Here is a 14502-nt window from a genome sequence, read left to right as displayed (position 1 = left end):
AGTAACGATCAACAAAAAGGAGCTGCCTTAGGCAGCTCCTTATTTATTGATCGTTATTTACTTTTCAAGTAAGTTATAAATCGCTTGTGCAGCTTCGGCGCGAATCGTTAAGCCATTTGGAACAAATGTATTCTTATCCGGCCCTTGCATAAGTCCGGCCCCAAGTGCTTTGTTCACTTCCGTTTTTGCCCATGAGGATACTTGATCTGCATCCTTAAACCGGAGCAGCATGTCACTCGTTTCAAGCTGCTTGCCTGTTTTGTACTCATAAGCCCTTACCAGCAGTATGGCCATCTGTTCACGAGTGATCGTAGCATTAGGCGCAAAATGGCTTTCATCGATTCCTTTTATCATTCCGGATTGAACAGCTCCAGCGATCGCTTCAGAATACCAAGCTCCTTCGGATACATCAGTAAAAGCCGTATGTGCTTCAGTAGACTGAATGCCAAGAGCACGAACCAGCATGGTAACAAATTGTGCTCGAGTCGTCGGTTGGGCAGGATTAAATTGTTGACTGCTTACACCATCGATCACATGTATGGCACTTAGTCTTTGAATAGTATGAAAAGCCCAGTGGGCCGCGGGTACATCCTTAAACGTTTTTGTGTATTCAAGGACAGCATATTTGGAATTGTGCGATAAGGATGTCTCGATTGATCCATTATCGGTCCCTATTACTCCCCCGACGTACTCCCATTGCTTCAGGCTCTCGTTGAGGTAATAAATACCCAGCAGACTTGTATCCGTATTGTCAGAAACAAGTGAAAAGCGTAAAGTGACCGGCGCATTAAAGCGATCCAGACGAATCGTTTTACCAGTTGAAGACACTAGCGTTAAATCAAACTCATACAGCTGACCGTTTTGCTTGACCGATGCTCCAATTGCCAGATTAGCAGCACCCGCCAAGTCACCAACCATTGAATCTTGTATTGCCTTTAACGATATTTTAAGCTTCGCATCCTTCCATTCATCACCGCTGCCTAAATTGCTAAGATCGTTCAGGACAGAGAATGGAATAGCTGCGGATTGTCCATTGGATTTGATAACCAATGCTTTATTTGCTTGCTGCAGGAGTTGGCCCACGGTGCCAGGCAAGAGAATGTCATCATTGCCTGTTACATCGACCGTTATCGTTGGCGACGTGCCGGCGGATGTAATCCGATCACTTATCTCTTTAGCGGTTAGTTGGTTGATTTGCGGGATTGTATGGCCTGCGGAGGCGCTCGTTGCATTTGTTCTGGCTGTTACTGCCGGACCATTGGTGGTCCATATCCCATTCGGGAGCTTAGCTTCCACTTTAAAGGTATATGATGTATCCGATGATAACCCATTTACTTGATGATTATATACGCTTCCCGATACTGTAGCTACTTCTACTGTCCCATTATAAACTTTATAGTCTGAAGCACCGCCATTAGCGGATGTCCAATTCAATGTGAGACTTGAAGAGGCAATATTTCCAGCCGTCAGCGTGCTGTCTAGGGGCCACGCATAGGAAGTCTTCATCACATTCCAAAAAGCATCTGCTATGGCCTTATAACCTTGCTCGCTTGGGTGGATATCCAAAGGATTAGGCAGGTTATTCCCATAATCCGCTGCAACAGCGACTTTAGTAGGTACGTATATAGCCCCTGTTTGCACAGCAGCGCCTGCCAGTGCTTGGTTTAAGTAATCCAATACAACGGCAAACTGCTGCTTCTGAATAGCGGTTAAAGGAAAATTGTGGAACGCATCATATAAGCCCATAACGTATATGTTTACTGTTGGATTTAACTGCTTGATCGCTGATATTATAAGTCCGGTATTCGTACCGACTTGTTGGATTAAGACGGGTACAATACTTGGGTCTAACGTATAGGCAGGACTAAGCTGCTTTATAAAATCATTTGCCCCAATGTCCAACGTAATGACGTCCGCGCTCGCGATATTCTGTTGGATTGTCTTTCCGTTCGGAGTCGTTACATTATTTTGAATATCATTCAGCACATCCTGGGTCGTATATCCCGGATAGGTATGATTTTTGTTGAATTCACCCAAATATCCAAAGCTGCGAATATTGTCGGCCAGCATATCCGTATAGCTGAGACCTACTGATTTGAATGGTGTCATACCTACTGCTAAGGAGTCGCCTAACGCTAGATATTCGATCTTGCCTGCACCAGTATCAACCGATACATTAAACATGGATTTCCATTGTTCTGCCGGGTTTCCAGATGAATCTGAAACGTCGATCGTTAGCTGATATGTACCGTTAGGCAAACCAGAGGTCGCCGCCGCCACAATTCCAGTACTCATGTCGTACTGGAAGGGTACCGCGATTCCATTCACCTTCACTTGAATGGTTGAATCGTTAATTCCAGAACCAGTATCCTGCAATGTAGCTGTAATCCTTGGCATAGATGTATAGACCGTTGCTTGTTTTGCAGGAATTACGTTCATAATAAGCGGCCCTGTTGCGCTGCCAGCAGCAAAGCCGTTCATAGGTGACTGGATAACCAGAAATACCATTAATAAGAGCATCGTCAATTTTACCCTTGCAATATGAATCTTCTTCATCGATTCAACCTCGCCCCATAGATTATTTACCGTACAACCAAATCATACGCACCTAGCTATTATAATGATTGGCTGATAAATAATTTATCGATTGATGTCGCATGAATAAATATATTTACGATGTGAGGTCTGGCAAGTAAGCAGGCTCAGCGGATTGGGAGCAAATAAAGAGCGCAGACATTAATAAAGACGGCGCTGTCGACATCTTGGATTTGATATCCAGCATTGCTTGTCCCTATCGCACAGCTATAACAGCCCCAAGCGCTCAGGCGCTTGGGGCTGTTATTTATGCTTGCAGGTAGTGGAAAAATACGCTTAGTGAAACTTAAGAACAGGCGCTGGCCGAGCGTAAACGGCAGTCGGCGTTCGAAGGCGCAAAAGCTCGTTTCGCTGAAATATAAGCAGCGTATAAGGTTGAAATTTATACTTGCTTATATTTTAAATGATTACAGCCAAGAACGAGAAATTATGACAAGTAGGATAAAGAGGACTAGAATAAAACCAATGTTAGAAAAACCGCCGCAGCCCGTGCTTACGCCTGCAACCGGATAAGGCGCGCAGTGTCCAGGTCCAACATTTGCTCCCGCTACTCCATAACTCATGTGGTCATCTCCTTTTTGTTAACTTACACAGTATCCTATGATTCAGGGCGAAAAGCGTATGGGCTTTTGCAGGAAATGAGCATATGCCTAAAGCCGGGAATCCTCATGGCACTGCGCGTTTTTCTCCCGAAATAAAGCAGCTCGGATATCAATATCCCTCCTCGCTGTAGGCTGCTCTCTCTACCGTGTTTAACCTGGCTTTGGACTCGCATTGATTCAGCTTGCAAAAAGCGGAATAATCCAATGTCTGGGATAGATCGTAGGAGAGAATTTTATGAATCAGCATTTCAATGATCGCTTGCTGCACATCCTCCTGTTCGTTTCGATTCGTTTGATGTTTTGCTTGCCGGATCGCCGGAGCGAATGCCTCGATGATTTGCCCTAAAGACTCTTTATCCCCCTGCTGCGCCGCCCTAACCTGATCAAACAGTTTTTTGTCCATCGCTGTCCTCGCTTTCGTTTGGCTTATTTCTAGACGCATGATTCAATTCCGTAACGGAGGCAGCCAAAGCATCAATTTTTCTCTCGAACCGGATAAGCAAATAACCGGCCAGAACAATCGGAAAACCAACCTGGCCAATCGCTGCAAGCAGAGGCGTAATCGCTAAAGTCTCCAGCATTATTTCACCCCCTTTCCGGCAAGCGAGCCGCGTATGGTTTCTAATGCTTTGTTTCTCGATTTGCTTATCGCTTGAGGGCTTACTTTTAGTATCTTGGCGATTTCATTATCCTGATAGCGCAGGCCGTAAGCTAAAGTTGCGACTAGGCGCTGTTTTCCAGAGAGGGCTTCGAAGACAGCCGTTAGGTCGTCATTCGTAAACGATGCTGCCATAAGGCATGGATCTGAGGTGTAGGAGAGGCTGAAGGGCTGATCGGTTCGGCTGGTCTGCATAAGCTCTCCCAAGGTTGCTTCGCCTTGATCGGAAGCCGGCGAGTCATAAATAAGCTGGTTCCGCTGCTTATACTTTTGCTGATTCCGCAGCAATTCAATCGTATAAAAGCGAATCGTTCCCGCCAAATATTTGATAAAGCGGTATTCAAAAAAATACTTCCGAAAGGTCTCTTCCAACTGCTGCATGCAGGCGGCATCACCATTTATACAACCGACCAGCAGCTTAACATGTTTCTTATTTTCAAAGAATTGCTGAATGACACGGTCCTTAAAAAGCTTGTCATGGCTTTCTTTATACTTCTTAAAGGCTTCAAGCTCATTGTCCGACAAATAGATCTCCTTGTTTCCCATTCGATTGCAGCATCCTTTCTGTTTGTGTTTGTATTAAAAGTGAGATAAAGAGCTAAAAAAACAACCAAAATAAGAACACTTGTTCTTATTTTTATCAAAAAAAATATTGGCTTGGTAATTTAAATACTCTTTACTCGAAAACTCCCAGCTGATCTATGGTATTGACACTATCATTTTCAAACATTAGACTAGGTGTTGAGTATTAAAACTATCATTTCATTTTCCTTTATGCATGATGATAACAGTCTATCTGATGAAACTCATTTTATTGGGTATTTTAATTACCGTCAAGTATCTAAAATACCATTAAACGAAATCGGAGGGTATTTATAATGTCATTAGGAACGAGAGTCAAACAATTGCGAGTCGAACACGGATTAACGCAGCAGGAAGTCGCCTCCCATCTTGAAATGGGCCGATCTAATTTGGGGCATATCGAGAATGACCGCGTGACCCCAACGAGCGAGGATCTGCAAAAGCTGGCCGATATTCTACATACGACGACCGATTATTTGCTTGGACGCGGCGAAGCGGCCGCAGCTATTCCCGAATGGGCGACTTATAAGGATAAGCGCGATTTCAAAAAACTGCTGGAGGAAGACGGGGAAATTATGTTCGACGGCGTTCCGATGAGCAAGGATGACCGTCAACGCGTTATGGATGTGCTGACCGGGCTGTTCTGGGAAGCGAAACAAATGAACAAACACAAAAAAAAGACCGAGGCGGCAGGGCATGTTCCTGATGATGCCAAAGGGTAGGTGTTGCTATGGATAAATTGATTTTGAAGCTCATCCGGAAATTCAAGACCAATGACCCCTTTACCATCGCCGAGGGCATTGGCATTCACATCCGGTATGCTGATCTTGGCGAAGGAACGAGAGGCCTCTATTTCAAAAAGCTAAGGCGCCGCTTTATCGTCATTCACGATAAGCTTCCCGAGGATTGGTGCAGGTTCGTATGCGCCCATGAGCTTGGGCATGACCGGCTGCATCCGGGCTTTAACCGTTTTTGGCTGGATGAGCAATCCTTTTTCAATGCGGGAAAATACGAGCGTCAAGCGAATAAATTCGCCGTACGGCTGCTGGTATCGGGCGATACGCCCGCAGCCAGCGAGACCCTGGCGGAGCTGCTGATGCGCAACGGCGTGCCTGCGGAAATGCAAAAGTTTTATTACTGAAGCGGCAATCGTCGCATACGGACGACAAAGGCTCTGATTCGGCAGCTTAAACTGCGGAACCAGAGCCTTTTTTCAAAAAAATTAACCTTACTGCTAAATCGCCCAATTGCCGTTGCGGAAAATCGGCTCGCGCTTTCCGTCCTGCGTTACGCCGTCGATATTCATGTCCGGCGAGCCGATCATGAAGTCCTCATGGGTGAGGCTTCTATTCGCTCCATGAGCGAGAAGCTCCTCGGGCGACATCTTGGTGCCGCCTTTCAGGTTGACCGGATAAGCTTGGCCCAGCGCCAAATGGCAGGAGGCATTCTCATCGTAGAGCGTATTAAAAAACGTGACATTGGAGTTCGAGATCGGCGAGTCATGAGGCACTAGCGCGACTTCACCCAAATGTCTCGCCCCGTCATCCGTGTTCAATAAATGTGTCAAAGCCTCGTAGCCCTGCTCAGCCGAATGCTCGATTACTTTGCCATCCTTGAAGGTCAAGGAGAAGCCGTTGATGACCTGCCCGTTATAGTTAAGCGGCTTGGTGCTGCGAACCGTTCCGTTTACGCCATCCTTGTTCGGCATGGTGAATACTTCTTCCGTCGGCATATTCGGATTGAAGAAAATGCCTTTGGCATTCGCCTTGGAGCCGCCCAGCCAAATATGGCCTTCCGGCAGCTCAACGGTCAGGCTTGTGCCCGGCGCCTCATACTGAAGCTGCTTATAGCGTTTGTTATTGAGCACGTCAACCATTTGGAGCAGCTTTGCGTTATGCTCCTTCCAAGCCCCAATCGGATCCTCCAGCCCAATGCGGGTAGCATCGATAATCCGCTCCCACAGCTTCTGAACCGCATCCTCCGGCGAGGACTCAGGGAAAACCTTAGCTGCCCACCCCGGTGTCGCATACGAAAGAAGCGACCAGGCATTCGTGTGGTTCATAAGGGAGCTTCTATAGCCGCTAAGCGCAGTAGATGCTGCCTTAGAAGCTGCAGCCACCCGGTTCGGATCGACATCGTTAAGCAAGTCGGGGTTTGGCGAATAGATCGTAATAAAGGCAGCGCCCTGCTCCACGAAATCCTCCCAAGCCTTTGCGCGGAACATCGGATATTCGGAGAAAGCCTCATCCGGCGCTTTCTTGTATTTAATGAGGGACAGCTCTTCGTCGTTATACTCCACATGCACGTTTTTGGCGCCGGCTTCATAAGCCTTTGACGCAATAAGCCGTACTAGAGGAGCTGCGGTAATCGGAGCCATGACGACCACCGTCTGCCCTTGCTGTACATTGACGCCGACCTTAACGGCAAGCGCCGCGTATTTTTCCAAATGCTGCTGTGTTGGGTACATGTATGTAAAACCTCCTCCATCATGAATGAATAAGCGTCTTTTGCGTTAGCCTTATTCCATTATAGACCTCTCCTCCGCATTGCTCAAACGAAGCGGGATGGCCGGGCAAAAAAACAAACCTCCCTGAACGAGGGAGGTTTGTTTTGCTGTAAAACCAATTGTATTAATAAGGGCTCTCTATCTTCATAATATCCATAAAAGGAACCTTGGTTATGCTGCCCATATATTCCACGTGTACCTTCTTCGTTCTGGAATCGAGTGCGGTAATTACGCCTCTTATCCGTTCTTCCTCTGCCCAAACCGTGAGCAGCAGCTCAGTGCCTTCCTGCTTGGCCTCTACTAATCTTTCACCCAGCTCCTCCAGCTCAAACTCGTCTCTGGTGGGCCGCTTCGGTCCTTTTTTTGCCATCTGATTCCCTCCTGCTATGTATGGCAACCTGTATTTCCAATAAAAAAGGGCCCCTCCGCTCCGAGGAGACCCTGATTCTATCCATAAAAGTTACGCGTATTGCTCTATTATAGCATGCAGGCATTTGACTCTGTTAGCGGGAATAAGAGTAAACCGATTTCCGCATGCATTCGTTCGGTTATGCCTTTCTCCTAAAATAGGACCAGACCAACAGCAGCGCTGGCAGCAAAAGGCAAATGGTTGCGTCAAACAGTGACCAAACGGTTTTAATGATCTCATTATAGACCACGATATTAGGCGTGCTGATGACGGAGCCTACGAGTAACAGCATGGCTAGCGGTACTGTAAGCATGTTGCTTTCTTTTAATCCCAACAACTGTTCTATGCTTTTGGTCACGGCGTAAAAGATGAGCAGCGTTTTATAGTAAACCGTGATCACCCACATAAAAGTCAGAACGGCTTCCATCCGCTCCAAAAAGTTTCCTACCGTTATTTTCTGAGCGAGAATAAAGGTCGGATAATACTTGCTTTCCATTAAACTGGGACCGAGCACCAGCACGCATAATAGAACCGTCACGAATAAAATCAAACCTCCGATTCCGATCCCCGCCAGCAGCGGCTTCATCGTACGGGCGCTTCCCTTATAATGGGGCACCAGCATCAAAATGACGATCAGCTCCGAGAACGGTATCGTCACCGTGGCAAGCAAACCGCTCATAACCGGCTTGAGCCCGTCTGCCAGTACCGGCTGCAGATTGGCAATTTCGGCCTGCGGCAGCAAGAACACGACCATAAAAACAAATAGCAGCATAAAGATCGGAAACAACAGCTCGCTCATCCGGGCAAAAGCTTCTACTCCAAGCCGATAGGCAATGATAACGACTACGATAAACAAAATAAAAATAGCGTTATTCGGTGTCTCCGGCATTAATTGCGTCGTCATAAACTGGCTCATTTCACTCGTTAAGGTGATATGCAGATATATGAAATAGAAGATAAAGAGGATGCACACCACGCTGCCGGCCGCTTTTCCGAGAATATCCTGCACGAAGGCAATCAAACTAAGCCCCTTCATTCTTTTCGCAAGGAGCCCGTACATGACGCCCACGCCAAGTCCCAAAACAAGGCTGAACAGCATCGTAAGCCATGCATTCTGCTTGGAGGCTGCCGCGATAAGCGTCGGAATAATCAGAATGGAATCACCTATCGTGCATAAAATGACCAAGATCATGAATTGCCTGGAAGATAGTTGACCATTATCGCTTGCGATGCCTTTACCCACGGCTGCCCCTCCTTCTTCGTTCCTTGCCTGGCTTACGAAAATCTGCCAAAGACCGCTTTAAGCAGAAGAAACGGATTCGGAAGCTTGGCATTCAGCGTCATCGCCCCGTATAATCCGGCCCCAAGCAGCAGCAAGGCCATAAATACGAATATTTCCTTTTTTCTCTTCTTTTCAATCAGCTTCGGCAGCTCCCACCATGCCGCGCAGAAGGCAATTGCCAATACGCCAATAAAAGATGACATTCCCGCAGCCTCCCGTTAAATGCCTCTTACTTCATCGTTGTATTGCCTGTCGTTCCCGTTTTGCGGAGATGCACCTCAATATGATAGTGGAGCTTCAGCGCTGGGAAGCCTTCTTCATTCCAGCCCTGCTTCATTTTTTCCCACATATCCGGATGCTGCTTTCCAAGCGTGCTGCCAAACCCGAAAATATCGGATTTCAGCTTCTTGGCATGCTTAACGGAAGCATCCGCATTACTTTGCATCACGCCTTTGACCTGATGCTCAATCTGTTCAATCACACCCGGGTCGTTAAGGTTCACCTCTTTGCATCCCCGGTCGACTAGGTTCGCTTCCGTCTCAAAATAAATATGCGCTTCAGGCAGCCCATTGTTCATCTCCATCTTGATTCGGGAATCCGATGAGGTAATCTCAATCCCCATATATTTATTTTCGCTGCATTTAAGCTCCACTGAGGTGCTGTCCAGGTTATTCGTGATATCCGTATAACCCTTGCTCTCCTTTTCATTCAGCCAGCCGATGAGCTTATCTTTCTTGAACACCGCGAGTCCCGTATAGCGAAAGCGTCCAGGAGGCAAAAAGGTTTCGAGATTTTCCTTGGATTCAGCCTTTTTCTGGCTGCCGATAATTTGAATGCCGGTAAGCGCCAGCTCCTTGCCGTCTCCGGAGAGGGTGCTTAAAATTTGATCCATTGTAACCGAGACCGTCGGCGCCCACGATTTTTCCGAGGTTTCCAGCGATTTCAGCATGTTTTGGGTCGGCAGCTTCTCCAAGGGCGTATAAATTTTCAAAATATCCTCGGCCTTCGCCCCTTTTGCAACAACGACATTAAAATCCATTCGCGCCTCGTTATCCCGCAGCGTATTATCAAGAAAGTCGGCGATTCCGCGCCTTGCGAGCTTTTCTCCGATCACATAGATTTGCAAGTGACCGGCATATACTTTACGCGGCGCCTCGGCAGTCAAGGAACGTGCGGCTTCAAACATCGTTTTGCCTCTCCCTTGGTAGAGGGTGCTGGGAGGACGGTCTCCGCTTTGTTTCTGAGCAGAAATTTCGCTGGGATTAACGACCTGATAGGAGACCAGATATTCGCCATCCTCCCAATCAACGGCAATGCCTAACACGATTAGCAGCTCATTAAGCTCACGCCTGCTCCAGCAGCTTGTAAGCAGACACATACATAAGACGAGCAGCACTATTTTACGCAGCATCATGCTTAAGCTCCTTCCCGCATCCTTCTATCTCTTCCGCTGCCGATTCCGGTTGCCCTTCTGTGTGCTGCTCGGCCGTTTAAAAGAGAGCCAGCGCGGCAATCGGATCAGCGCATCCTGCTGCTCCGCTGCGATAAACGGGCTGAGCGGCGCCATATAAGGCTCGCCAAAGGAGCGCAGAGAACATAGATGCAGCAGCAGCGTAAAAAAACCCATAATGATGCCGAACAAGCCAAAGCTGGCCGCGAGTCCCATGAATGCAAAGCGCAGCATACGAACGGGAATCGACATGCTGTATGCCGGTACCGTAAATGTCGATATCGCCGTAACCGATACAACAATAACCATCGCAGCGGACACAATCCCTGCCTCAACCGCCGCTTGACCGATGACGAGCGTGCCGACGACCGATACGGCCTGCCCGATCGCGCGGGGCATGCGAAGCCCCGCCTCCCTTAAAATCTCAAACGTAATTTCCATCGCTACCGCCTCGATAAAAGCCGGGAACGGAACGCCTTCCCGCTGCGCGGCGAGACTGATGAGCAAGGAGGTAGGCAGCATGTCCCTGTGGAAGGTTGTAATCGCAATGTACAAAGAGGGCAGCAGCAGCGAGATAAATCCGCTTACGAAGCGCAGTAACCGTAGAAGGCTCGAATAGAGGGCGCGCTGGTAATAATCCTCGGAAGATTGCACAAAGCTGACGAATTGGGTCGGCACAAGCAGGACGTTCGGCGTACCATCCACCAGAATGGCAACCTTGCCTTCCAGCAGCTGCGCGGCTACGCTGTCGGGCAGCTCCGTGTTAAAAACCGTAGGGAATATCGAATATTTGGAGTCCTCGATTTGTTCCTCGATATATCCTCCTTCCAGCACGCCGTCGATATCGATGGCTTTCAAGCGCGAACGCGCTTCATCGATAACAGAGGGTTTGGCGATGCCGTTCAAATACATCATCGTCACATTTGTTTTTGTAATGCTGCCGATCGTAATCGTCTCCAGCCAGAGCCGGGGATCCTTGATTTTGCGCCGTACGAGCGAGGTGTTTATCCGCAAGGTTTCCGTAAAGCTCTCCCGAGGTCCGCGAATGGAGGTCTGGTTCGTCGATTCGGTAACCTCGCGTCCCTTCCACTGGCGGATATCGGCCCGGTAAGCATGGTCGCTGCCGGCCAGAAAGATGATAGCTTCACCGGATAACATGAATTGATAAAGCTCGCCTGTATCTGAGACGACATGGATCGAACCAATGCCCGATAATAGATTTTCGGCAAGGGTTCTCCGTTCGGCCTCATGCTTGTCCCGGTCTGCCTCGATATGCGGCAAGGATCGATTAAGCACATCAAATATATACGTATTAATAATAGCCGCATCGGACATGCCGTCAATATATGCAATCGCAGCCGCTGGTTCGGTATATCGGTCACTCGTTATTTCACGGATGACGACATCGTCGCTGCCGCCCAGATCCCGCAAAATCATTTCGATATTTTCATGAATATCAGCCGCCAGCGGCACTCCGTCATACTCCTGTTGCCGTTTGTCATCGATTGGTTCCTGAATAGGCTTAGTCATGGGCTATCGTCTCCGGTTCCGTTGTCTCTTCCCATTATGACCATCGCGTAACGCGGTTAAACACAACCACCGGAAGGCGGGAACAGCAAAAAGCCCTCTGCGCAGCTTGCTTTGCAGAGGGCTTTTTCTTCATTTATTTCAGCTTGACGCCAAGGGTCAAAATCTCGCATGGCCCTACCGGCACTTGATAGAATGATTGGCCTTGACCGGCAAGAAGTTCGCCTGACTGTTCAAGTACATCGCTTTTATAAGCATAACCCAAATCTGGAGCAGCTTCGCCTGCCGTGAGCTTAAGCTCCGTCACAGCCGGCTTCATATTATACCATCTCAGCATCAAATCGCCGGATTGCTCGTTAACCTTTAACGAAGAGAAGGCTAGACTGCTTCCTTCCCAATCAAACGCGGAAACAGTTGAAGCAAATGTTCCTTCGTGCACGCCCGTCTGACTGACCGTCCACGGCACTTGGAACTGATAAGCCGCCGCATAGGAGCCTGATGCCGTACCGTCGCCGTTATGAGGGATGATGCTGAGGCTGAAGCTTTGCTCGCCTAGACATTGCGCTTCCGGCGTCGGGAACACGCCCCAGTCGCCAAGCTCTGCCACGGAACGCAGCAGCGTAATCGCTATGGTATTGCGTCCATCACGCAGTACCTCGTATTCATGCAAGCCTAGATTAGCAACCGTAAGGCCAGCAAGCTCGCCGCTTACGTCGACGAACGCCTGCTGATGCTGCGCATTGCTTGGATTAACCCATTCGGCAGCCGGCTCGTTATCGCGCTTTGCAATCTCGAAGATCGAATCCGCATGGTGGACGGCTGTCGCAAGATCCGTCGGGAACAAGACCCGAACCCGGTGATCTTTCGCTTGGTTATTAAACGAGGATTTCCACTCTACGGCTTGGCCGCTGCGGGTCAGTGCGATTTCCGTACGGATCGTCAACGGAACCGTATGCGCCGTTCGCTGCGATTTCCGGTTAGGGAAATAAACCGCTTCGCGCTTCTCGATCTCGAATTGCTCATCGGCCGAAGCTGGCACCGCCCACTCCTGCACGATTTCGATTGCAGCCCGGTATTCGGTGTTTTCCGTAAGGCGAATGCTCGCTGACAGCCCTTTCGTTGTCCATGTTTGTTCGCCATCTGGCTGCTTGTACATGTATTCGTTGCCGATATCGCCCGTATTCTCGTAGACGCCGAGTCCGCGATACATTTGTCCGCTGCGTTTATCGGTTAGATTAAACGATCCGTCGTTTTCGACATCGATCCGAAGCCATTCGTTCTCTAGCGCATGCGTTCCCGCTGCTAATGATGCGGAAGGCTGCCCGGCCGGCTCAGCTTCCCGAACCCAAGCGTATGCAGCCAGACCAAGCGCAGGCACTTCCGCCGCTTCGAACGTTAAGCGTACTCTGCGGCTCATATAAGGCTGGCGGAATTTATCATCCGGCAGGTCATAGCCGAACTGAAGGCCCAAATCGACGACCGTGTGGGCAATTGCCGCGCCGTCACGATTCACGAGCGATCTGCCTGCGATGTCGATGGCATACATTTTCTGATTCATTTCATCTAACGGTACGCCGTCACGGAAATAGATGCGGGCGACATCGAGCTCGACCGCTACGACGCCGCTGCGCTTCCAGCCTGTCGTATTAAATACCACCAGCGGGAGCGCATCCTCTCCATATTGCCCGAATACCGAAGTATCTACGCTGTCCGCGATCGTTTTTTTGCTGTCATCGATAATCGCTTCCGCAATATGACGGCTTTTATCAAAGCGGGTGACCATCTCGCGGTGTACCTCATCCACGCTGCAGCCGCAAATGCTGTCATGCGGATGGTTTTGCATGAGCGTTTTCCATGCATACGTAAACAAATGATGCGGGTATTCCTGCCCAAGCGAATAAGCAAGCGTCGCAAGCGGCTCCGCAACCTTCTCGAGCATCGCTTGGCCCAGCTGGTTCATTTGCTTCAAATAAACGCGGGCAGACGCCGTGTTCACGAGCGTTGACCAGCCGTCCGTCCGCTGGCTGCGAAGCTCGCCTTTTACAACGGACAGCTCGCGGGTAAGCGAAGCATTGACCGATGCTAAGTAATCTTGGAAATTGGAGTGGATAAACTCGGTATCGGGAAAAAGCTCTCTTGCCGCAGCAAGCGCAGCCGACAAATCCTGCTGGATCGGCTGGTGATCGCAGCCGTTCATGAACAGAAGCTGGTCCGTAGCCGCATATTTCTCGGCTTCCGCAAGCTTGCGCTCCCAGTATTCCTTGGCGCTTGCTTCATCAACCGGCACCTCCATGCCGTTGCAGTACCAGTTCGCGAACAGAACGCCAAGCACGCGGGAGCCGTCGGGCCCTTCCCAGATCAGCTCGGAGAAAGAGGATTCATAATCGGAATCCGCGACGGTGTTATTGAAGCCGGTAGGCTTCACGCCTCTGCCGAAAACGGCGTTATCGATGCCGGCTTGCCGCAAAATTTGCGGCGCTTGGCCAATATTACCGAACGTATCCGGGAAATAGCCGACCTTCGCAATCGTTCCGTAGCGGCTTGCATCCTGATGGCCGATTTGCAAATTGCGAAGATTCGCTTCGCTGCTCGTAAGAAAAGCATCCTGCAAAATATACCAAGGGCCAATCGGAATCCGCCCTTCTTTAATATAGCGCTCAAGCCGTTCCCGGTTTTCCGGACGGACCTGCAGGTAGTCTTCCAAAATAATCGTCTGACCGTCCAAATAGAAGCTTTTGAAGTTTGGATCGGTATCCAGCGTGTGAAGCAGCGTATCCATTAGCTTCACAAGCAGGACATGATGTTTCTCATATGGCAAATACCATTCCCGGTCCCAATGGGTATGCGAGATGATATGGGCTGTTCTTTTATGGGTCATAGTTGAACACCTC

General features: G+C 49.1%; 14 protein-coding genes. 2 read left to right on the top strand and 12 right to left on the bottom strand.

Annotation, left to right across the window (positions count from 1 at the left end; translation table 11 throughout):
* Positions 1-57: 57 nt before the first annotated feature.
* The 5 genes from ACN6MW_RS19650 to ACN6MW_RS19630 all read right to left on the bottom strand — a co-directional run bounded on the left by ACN6MW_RS19650 (position 58) and on the right by ACN6MW_RS19630 (position 4401).
* Positions 58-2556, bottom strand: coding sequence for an S-layer homology domain-containing protein (locus ACN6MW_RS19650; RefSeq protein ID WP_419871716.1), 2499 nt, complete (start codon positions 2554-2556; stop codon positions 58-60).
* A 446-nt stretch (positions 2557-3002) separates the two neighbouring features.
* Positions 3003-3158 carry a sporulation protein YjcZ gene (locus ACN6MW_RS19645; protein WP_364153844.1) on the bottom strand — a complete coding sequence of 52 codons (156 nt, stop codon included), beginning with the start codon at positions 3156-3158 and terminating at the stop codon, positions 3003-3005.
* 148 nt (positions 3159-3306) lie between these two features.
* Positions 3307-3600 (bottom strand): helix-turn-helix domain-containing protein, encoded by a 294-nt coding sequence (locus ACN6MW_RS19640; protein WP_419871715.1) that lies wholly within the window; start codon positions 3598-3600, stop codon positions 3307-3309.
* On the bottom strand, positions 3581-3778 hold the full coding sequence (locus ACN6MW_RS19635) for a YvrJ family protein (protein WP_419871714.1): 198 nt from the start codon (positions 3776-3778) through the stop codon (positions 3581-3583). The genes ACN6MW_RS19640 and ACN6MW_RS19635 overlap by 20 nt, the downstream gene beginning before the upstream one ends.
* Positions 3778-4401 carry a hypothetical protein gene (locus tag ACN6MW_RS19630; protein ID WP_419871713.1) on the bottom strand — a complete coding sequence of 208 codons (624 nt, stop codon included), beginning with the start codon at positions 4399-4401 and terminating at the stop codon, positions 3778-3780. Before ACN6MW_RS19630 ends, ACN6MW_RS19635 begins: the two co-directional genes overlap by 1 nt.
* Positions 4402-4733: 332 nt before the next feature.
* On the opposite strand from ACN6MW_RS19630, the gene ACN6MW_RS19625 reads away from it, so the two are divergent.
* Both ACN6MW_RS19625 and ACN6MW_RS19620 read left to right on the top strand, forming a co-directional pair.
* The gene (locus ACN6MW_RS19625; protein WP_419871712.1) at positions 4734-5159 is read left to right on the top strand and encodes a helix-turn-helix domain-containing protein; all 426 of its coding nucleotides are present in this window, start codon (positions 4734-4736) and stop codon (positions 5157-5159) included.
* An 8-nt stretch (positions 5160-5167) separates the two neighbouring features.
* Complete coding sequence (locus ACN6MW_RS19620; protein ID WP_364153858.1) at positions 5168-5578, top strand: ImmA/IrrE family metallo-endopeptidase; 411 nt, start codon at positions 5168-5170, stop codon at positions 5576-5578.
* 93 nt (positions 5579-5671) lie between these two features.
* On the opposite strand, the gene ACN6MW_RS19615 is transcribed toward ACN6MW_RS19620, so the two are convergent.
* The 7 genes from ACN6MW_RS19615 to ACN6MW_RS19585 all read right to left on the bottom strand — a co-directional run bounded on the left by ACN6MW_RS19615 (position 5672) and on the right by ACN6MW_RS19585 (position 14489).
* A complete protein-coding gene (locus tag ACN6MW_RS19615; RefSeq protein ID WP_419871711.1) occupies positions 5672-6904 on the bottom strand; it encodes an aminopeptidase in 1233 nt (410 codons plus the stop codon).
* 163 nt (positions 6905-7067) lie between these two features.
* On the bottom strand, positions 7068-7313 hold the full coding sequence (locus ACN6MW_RS19610) for a YolD-like family protein (protein WP_419871710.1): 246 nt from the start codon (positions 7311-7313) through the stop codon (positions 7068-7070).
* A gap of 178 nt (positions 7314-7491) precedes the next feature.
* The gene (locus tag ACN6MW_RS19605) at positions 7492-8595 is read right to left on the bottom strand and encodes a GerAB/ArcD/ProY family transporter (RefSeq protein WP_419871709.1); all 1104 of its coding nucleotides are present in this window, start codon (positions 8593-8595) and stop codon (positions 7492-7494) included.
* A gap of 32 nt (positions 8596-8627) precedes the next feature.
* Positions 8628-8837 carry a hypothetical protein gene (locus ACN6MW_RS19600; protein ID WP_419871708.1) on the bottom strand — a complete coding sequence of 70 codons (210 nt, stop codon included), beginning with the start codon at positions 8835-8837 and terminating at the stop codon, positions 8628-8630.
* Positions 8838-8863: 26 nt separating this feature from the next.
* Positions 8864-10048 (bottom strand): Ger(x)C family spore germination protein, encoded by a 1185-nt coding sequence (locus ACN6MW_RS19595; RefSeq protein WP_419871707.1) that lies wholly within the window; start codon positions 10046-10048, stop codon positions 8864-8866.
* A gap of 24 nt (positions 10049-10072) precedes the next feature.
* A complete protein-coding gene (locus ACN6MW_RS19590) occupies positions 10073-11614 on the bottom strand; it encodes a spore germination protein (RefSeq protein ID WP_419871706.1) in 1542 nt (513 codons plus the stop codon).
* Between the two features lie 133 nt (positions 11615-11747).
* The gene (locus ACN6MW_RS19585; protein ID WP_419871705.1) at positions 11748-14489 is read right to left on the bottom strand and encodes an alpha-mannosidase; all 2742 of its coding nucleotides are present in this window, start codon (positions 14487-14489) and stop codon (positions 11748-11750) included.
* Positions 14490-14502 lie beyond the last annotated feature (13 nt).

This window comes from Pristimantibacillus sp. PTI5 (assembly GCF_048572955.1).
In the GTDB taxonomy this organism is placed as follows: domain Bacteria; phylum Bacillota; class Bacilli; order Paenibacillales; family Paenibacillaceae; genus Pristimantibacillus.
This window is presented reverse-complemented; position numbering and strand designations above follow the sequence as displayed.

What these genes read in the sequence shown, in the direction of transcription:
- ACN6MW_RS19650 (WP_419871716.1), bottom strand. Translation starts at nt 2,556, where the DNA reads ATGAAGAAGATTCATATTGCAAGGGTAAAATTGACGATGCTCTTATTA.
- ACN6MW_RS19645 (WP_364153844.1), bottom strand. Translation starts at nt 3,158, where the DNA reads ATGAGTTATGGAGTAGCGGGAGCAAATGTTGGACCTGGACACTGCGCG.
- ACN6MW_RS19640 (WP_419871715.1), bottom strand. Translation starts at nt 3,600, where the DNA reads ATGGACAAAAAACTGTTTGATCAGGTTAGGGCGGCGCAGCAGGGGGAT.
- ACN6MW_RS19635 (WP_419871714.1), bottom strand. Translation starts at nt 3,778, where the DNA reads ATGCTGGAGACTTTAGCGATTACGCCTCTGCTTGCAGCGATTGGCCAG.
- ACN6MW_RS19630 (WP_419871713.1), bottom strand. Translation starts at nt 4,401, where the DNA reads ATGGGAAACAAGGAGATCTATTTGTCGGACAATGAGCTTGAAGCCTTT.
- ACN6MW_RS19625 (WP_419871712.1), top strand. Translation starts at nt 4,734, where the DNA reads ATGTCATTAGGAACGAGAGTCAAACAATTGCGAGTCGAACACGGATTA.
- ACN6MW_RS19620 (WP_364153858.1), top strand. Translation starts at nt 5,168, where the DNA reads ATGGATAAATTGATTTTGAAGCTCATCCGGAAATTCAAGACCAATGAC.
- ACN6MW_RS19615 (WP_419871711.1), bottom strand. Translation starts at nt 6,904, where the DNA reads ATGTACCCAACACAGCAGCATTTGGAAAAATACGCGGCGCTTGCCGTT.
- ACN6MW_RS19610 (WP_419871710.1), bottom strand. Translation starts at nt 7,313, where the DNA reads ATGGCAAAAAAAGGACCGAAGCGGCCCACCAGAGACGAGTTTGAGCTG.
- ACN6MW_RS19600 (WP_419871708.1), bottom strand. Translation starts at nt 8,837, where the DNA reads ATGTCATCTTTTATTGGCGTATTGGCAATTGCCTTCTGCGCGGCATGG.
- ACN6MW_RS19595 (WP_419871707.1), bottom strand. Translation starts at nt 10,048, where the DNA reads ATGATGCTGCGTAAAATAGTGCTGCTCGTCTTATGTATGTGTCTGCTT.
- ACN6MW_RS19590 (WP_419871706.1), bottom strand. Translation starts at nt 11,614, where the DNA reads ATGACTAAGCCTATTCAGGAACCAATCGATGACAAACGGCAACAGGAG.
- ACN6MW_RS19585 (WP_419871705.1), bottom strand. Translation starts at nt 14,489, where the DNA reads ATGACCCATAAAAGAACAGCCCATATCATCTCGCATACCCATTGGGAC.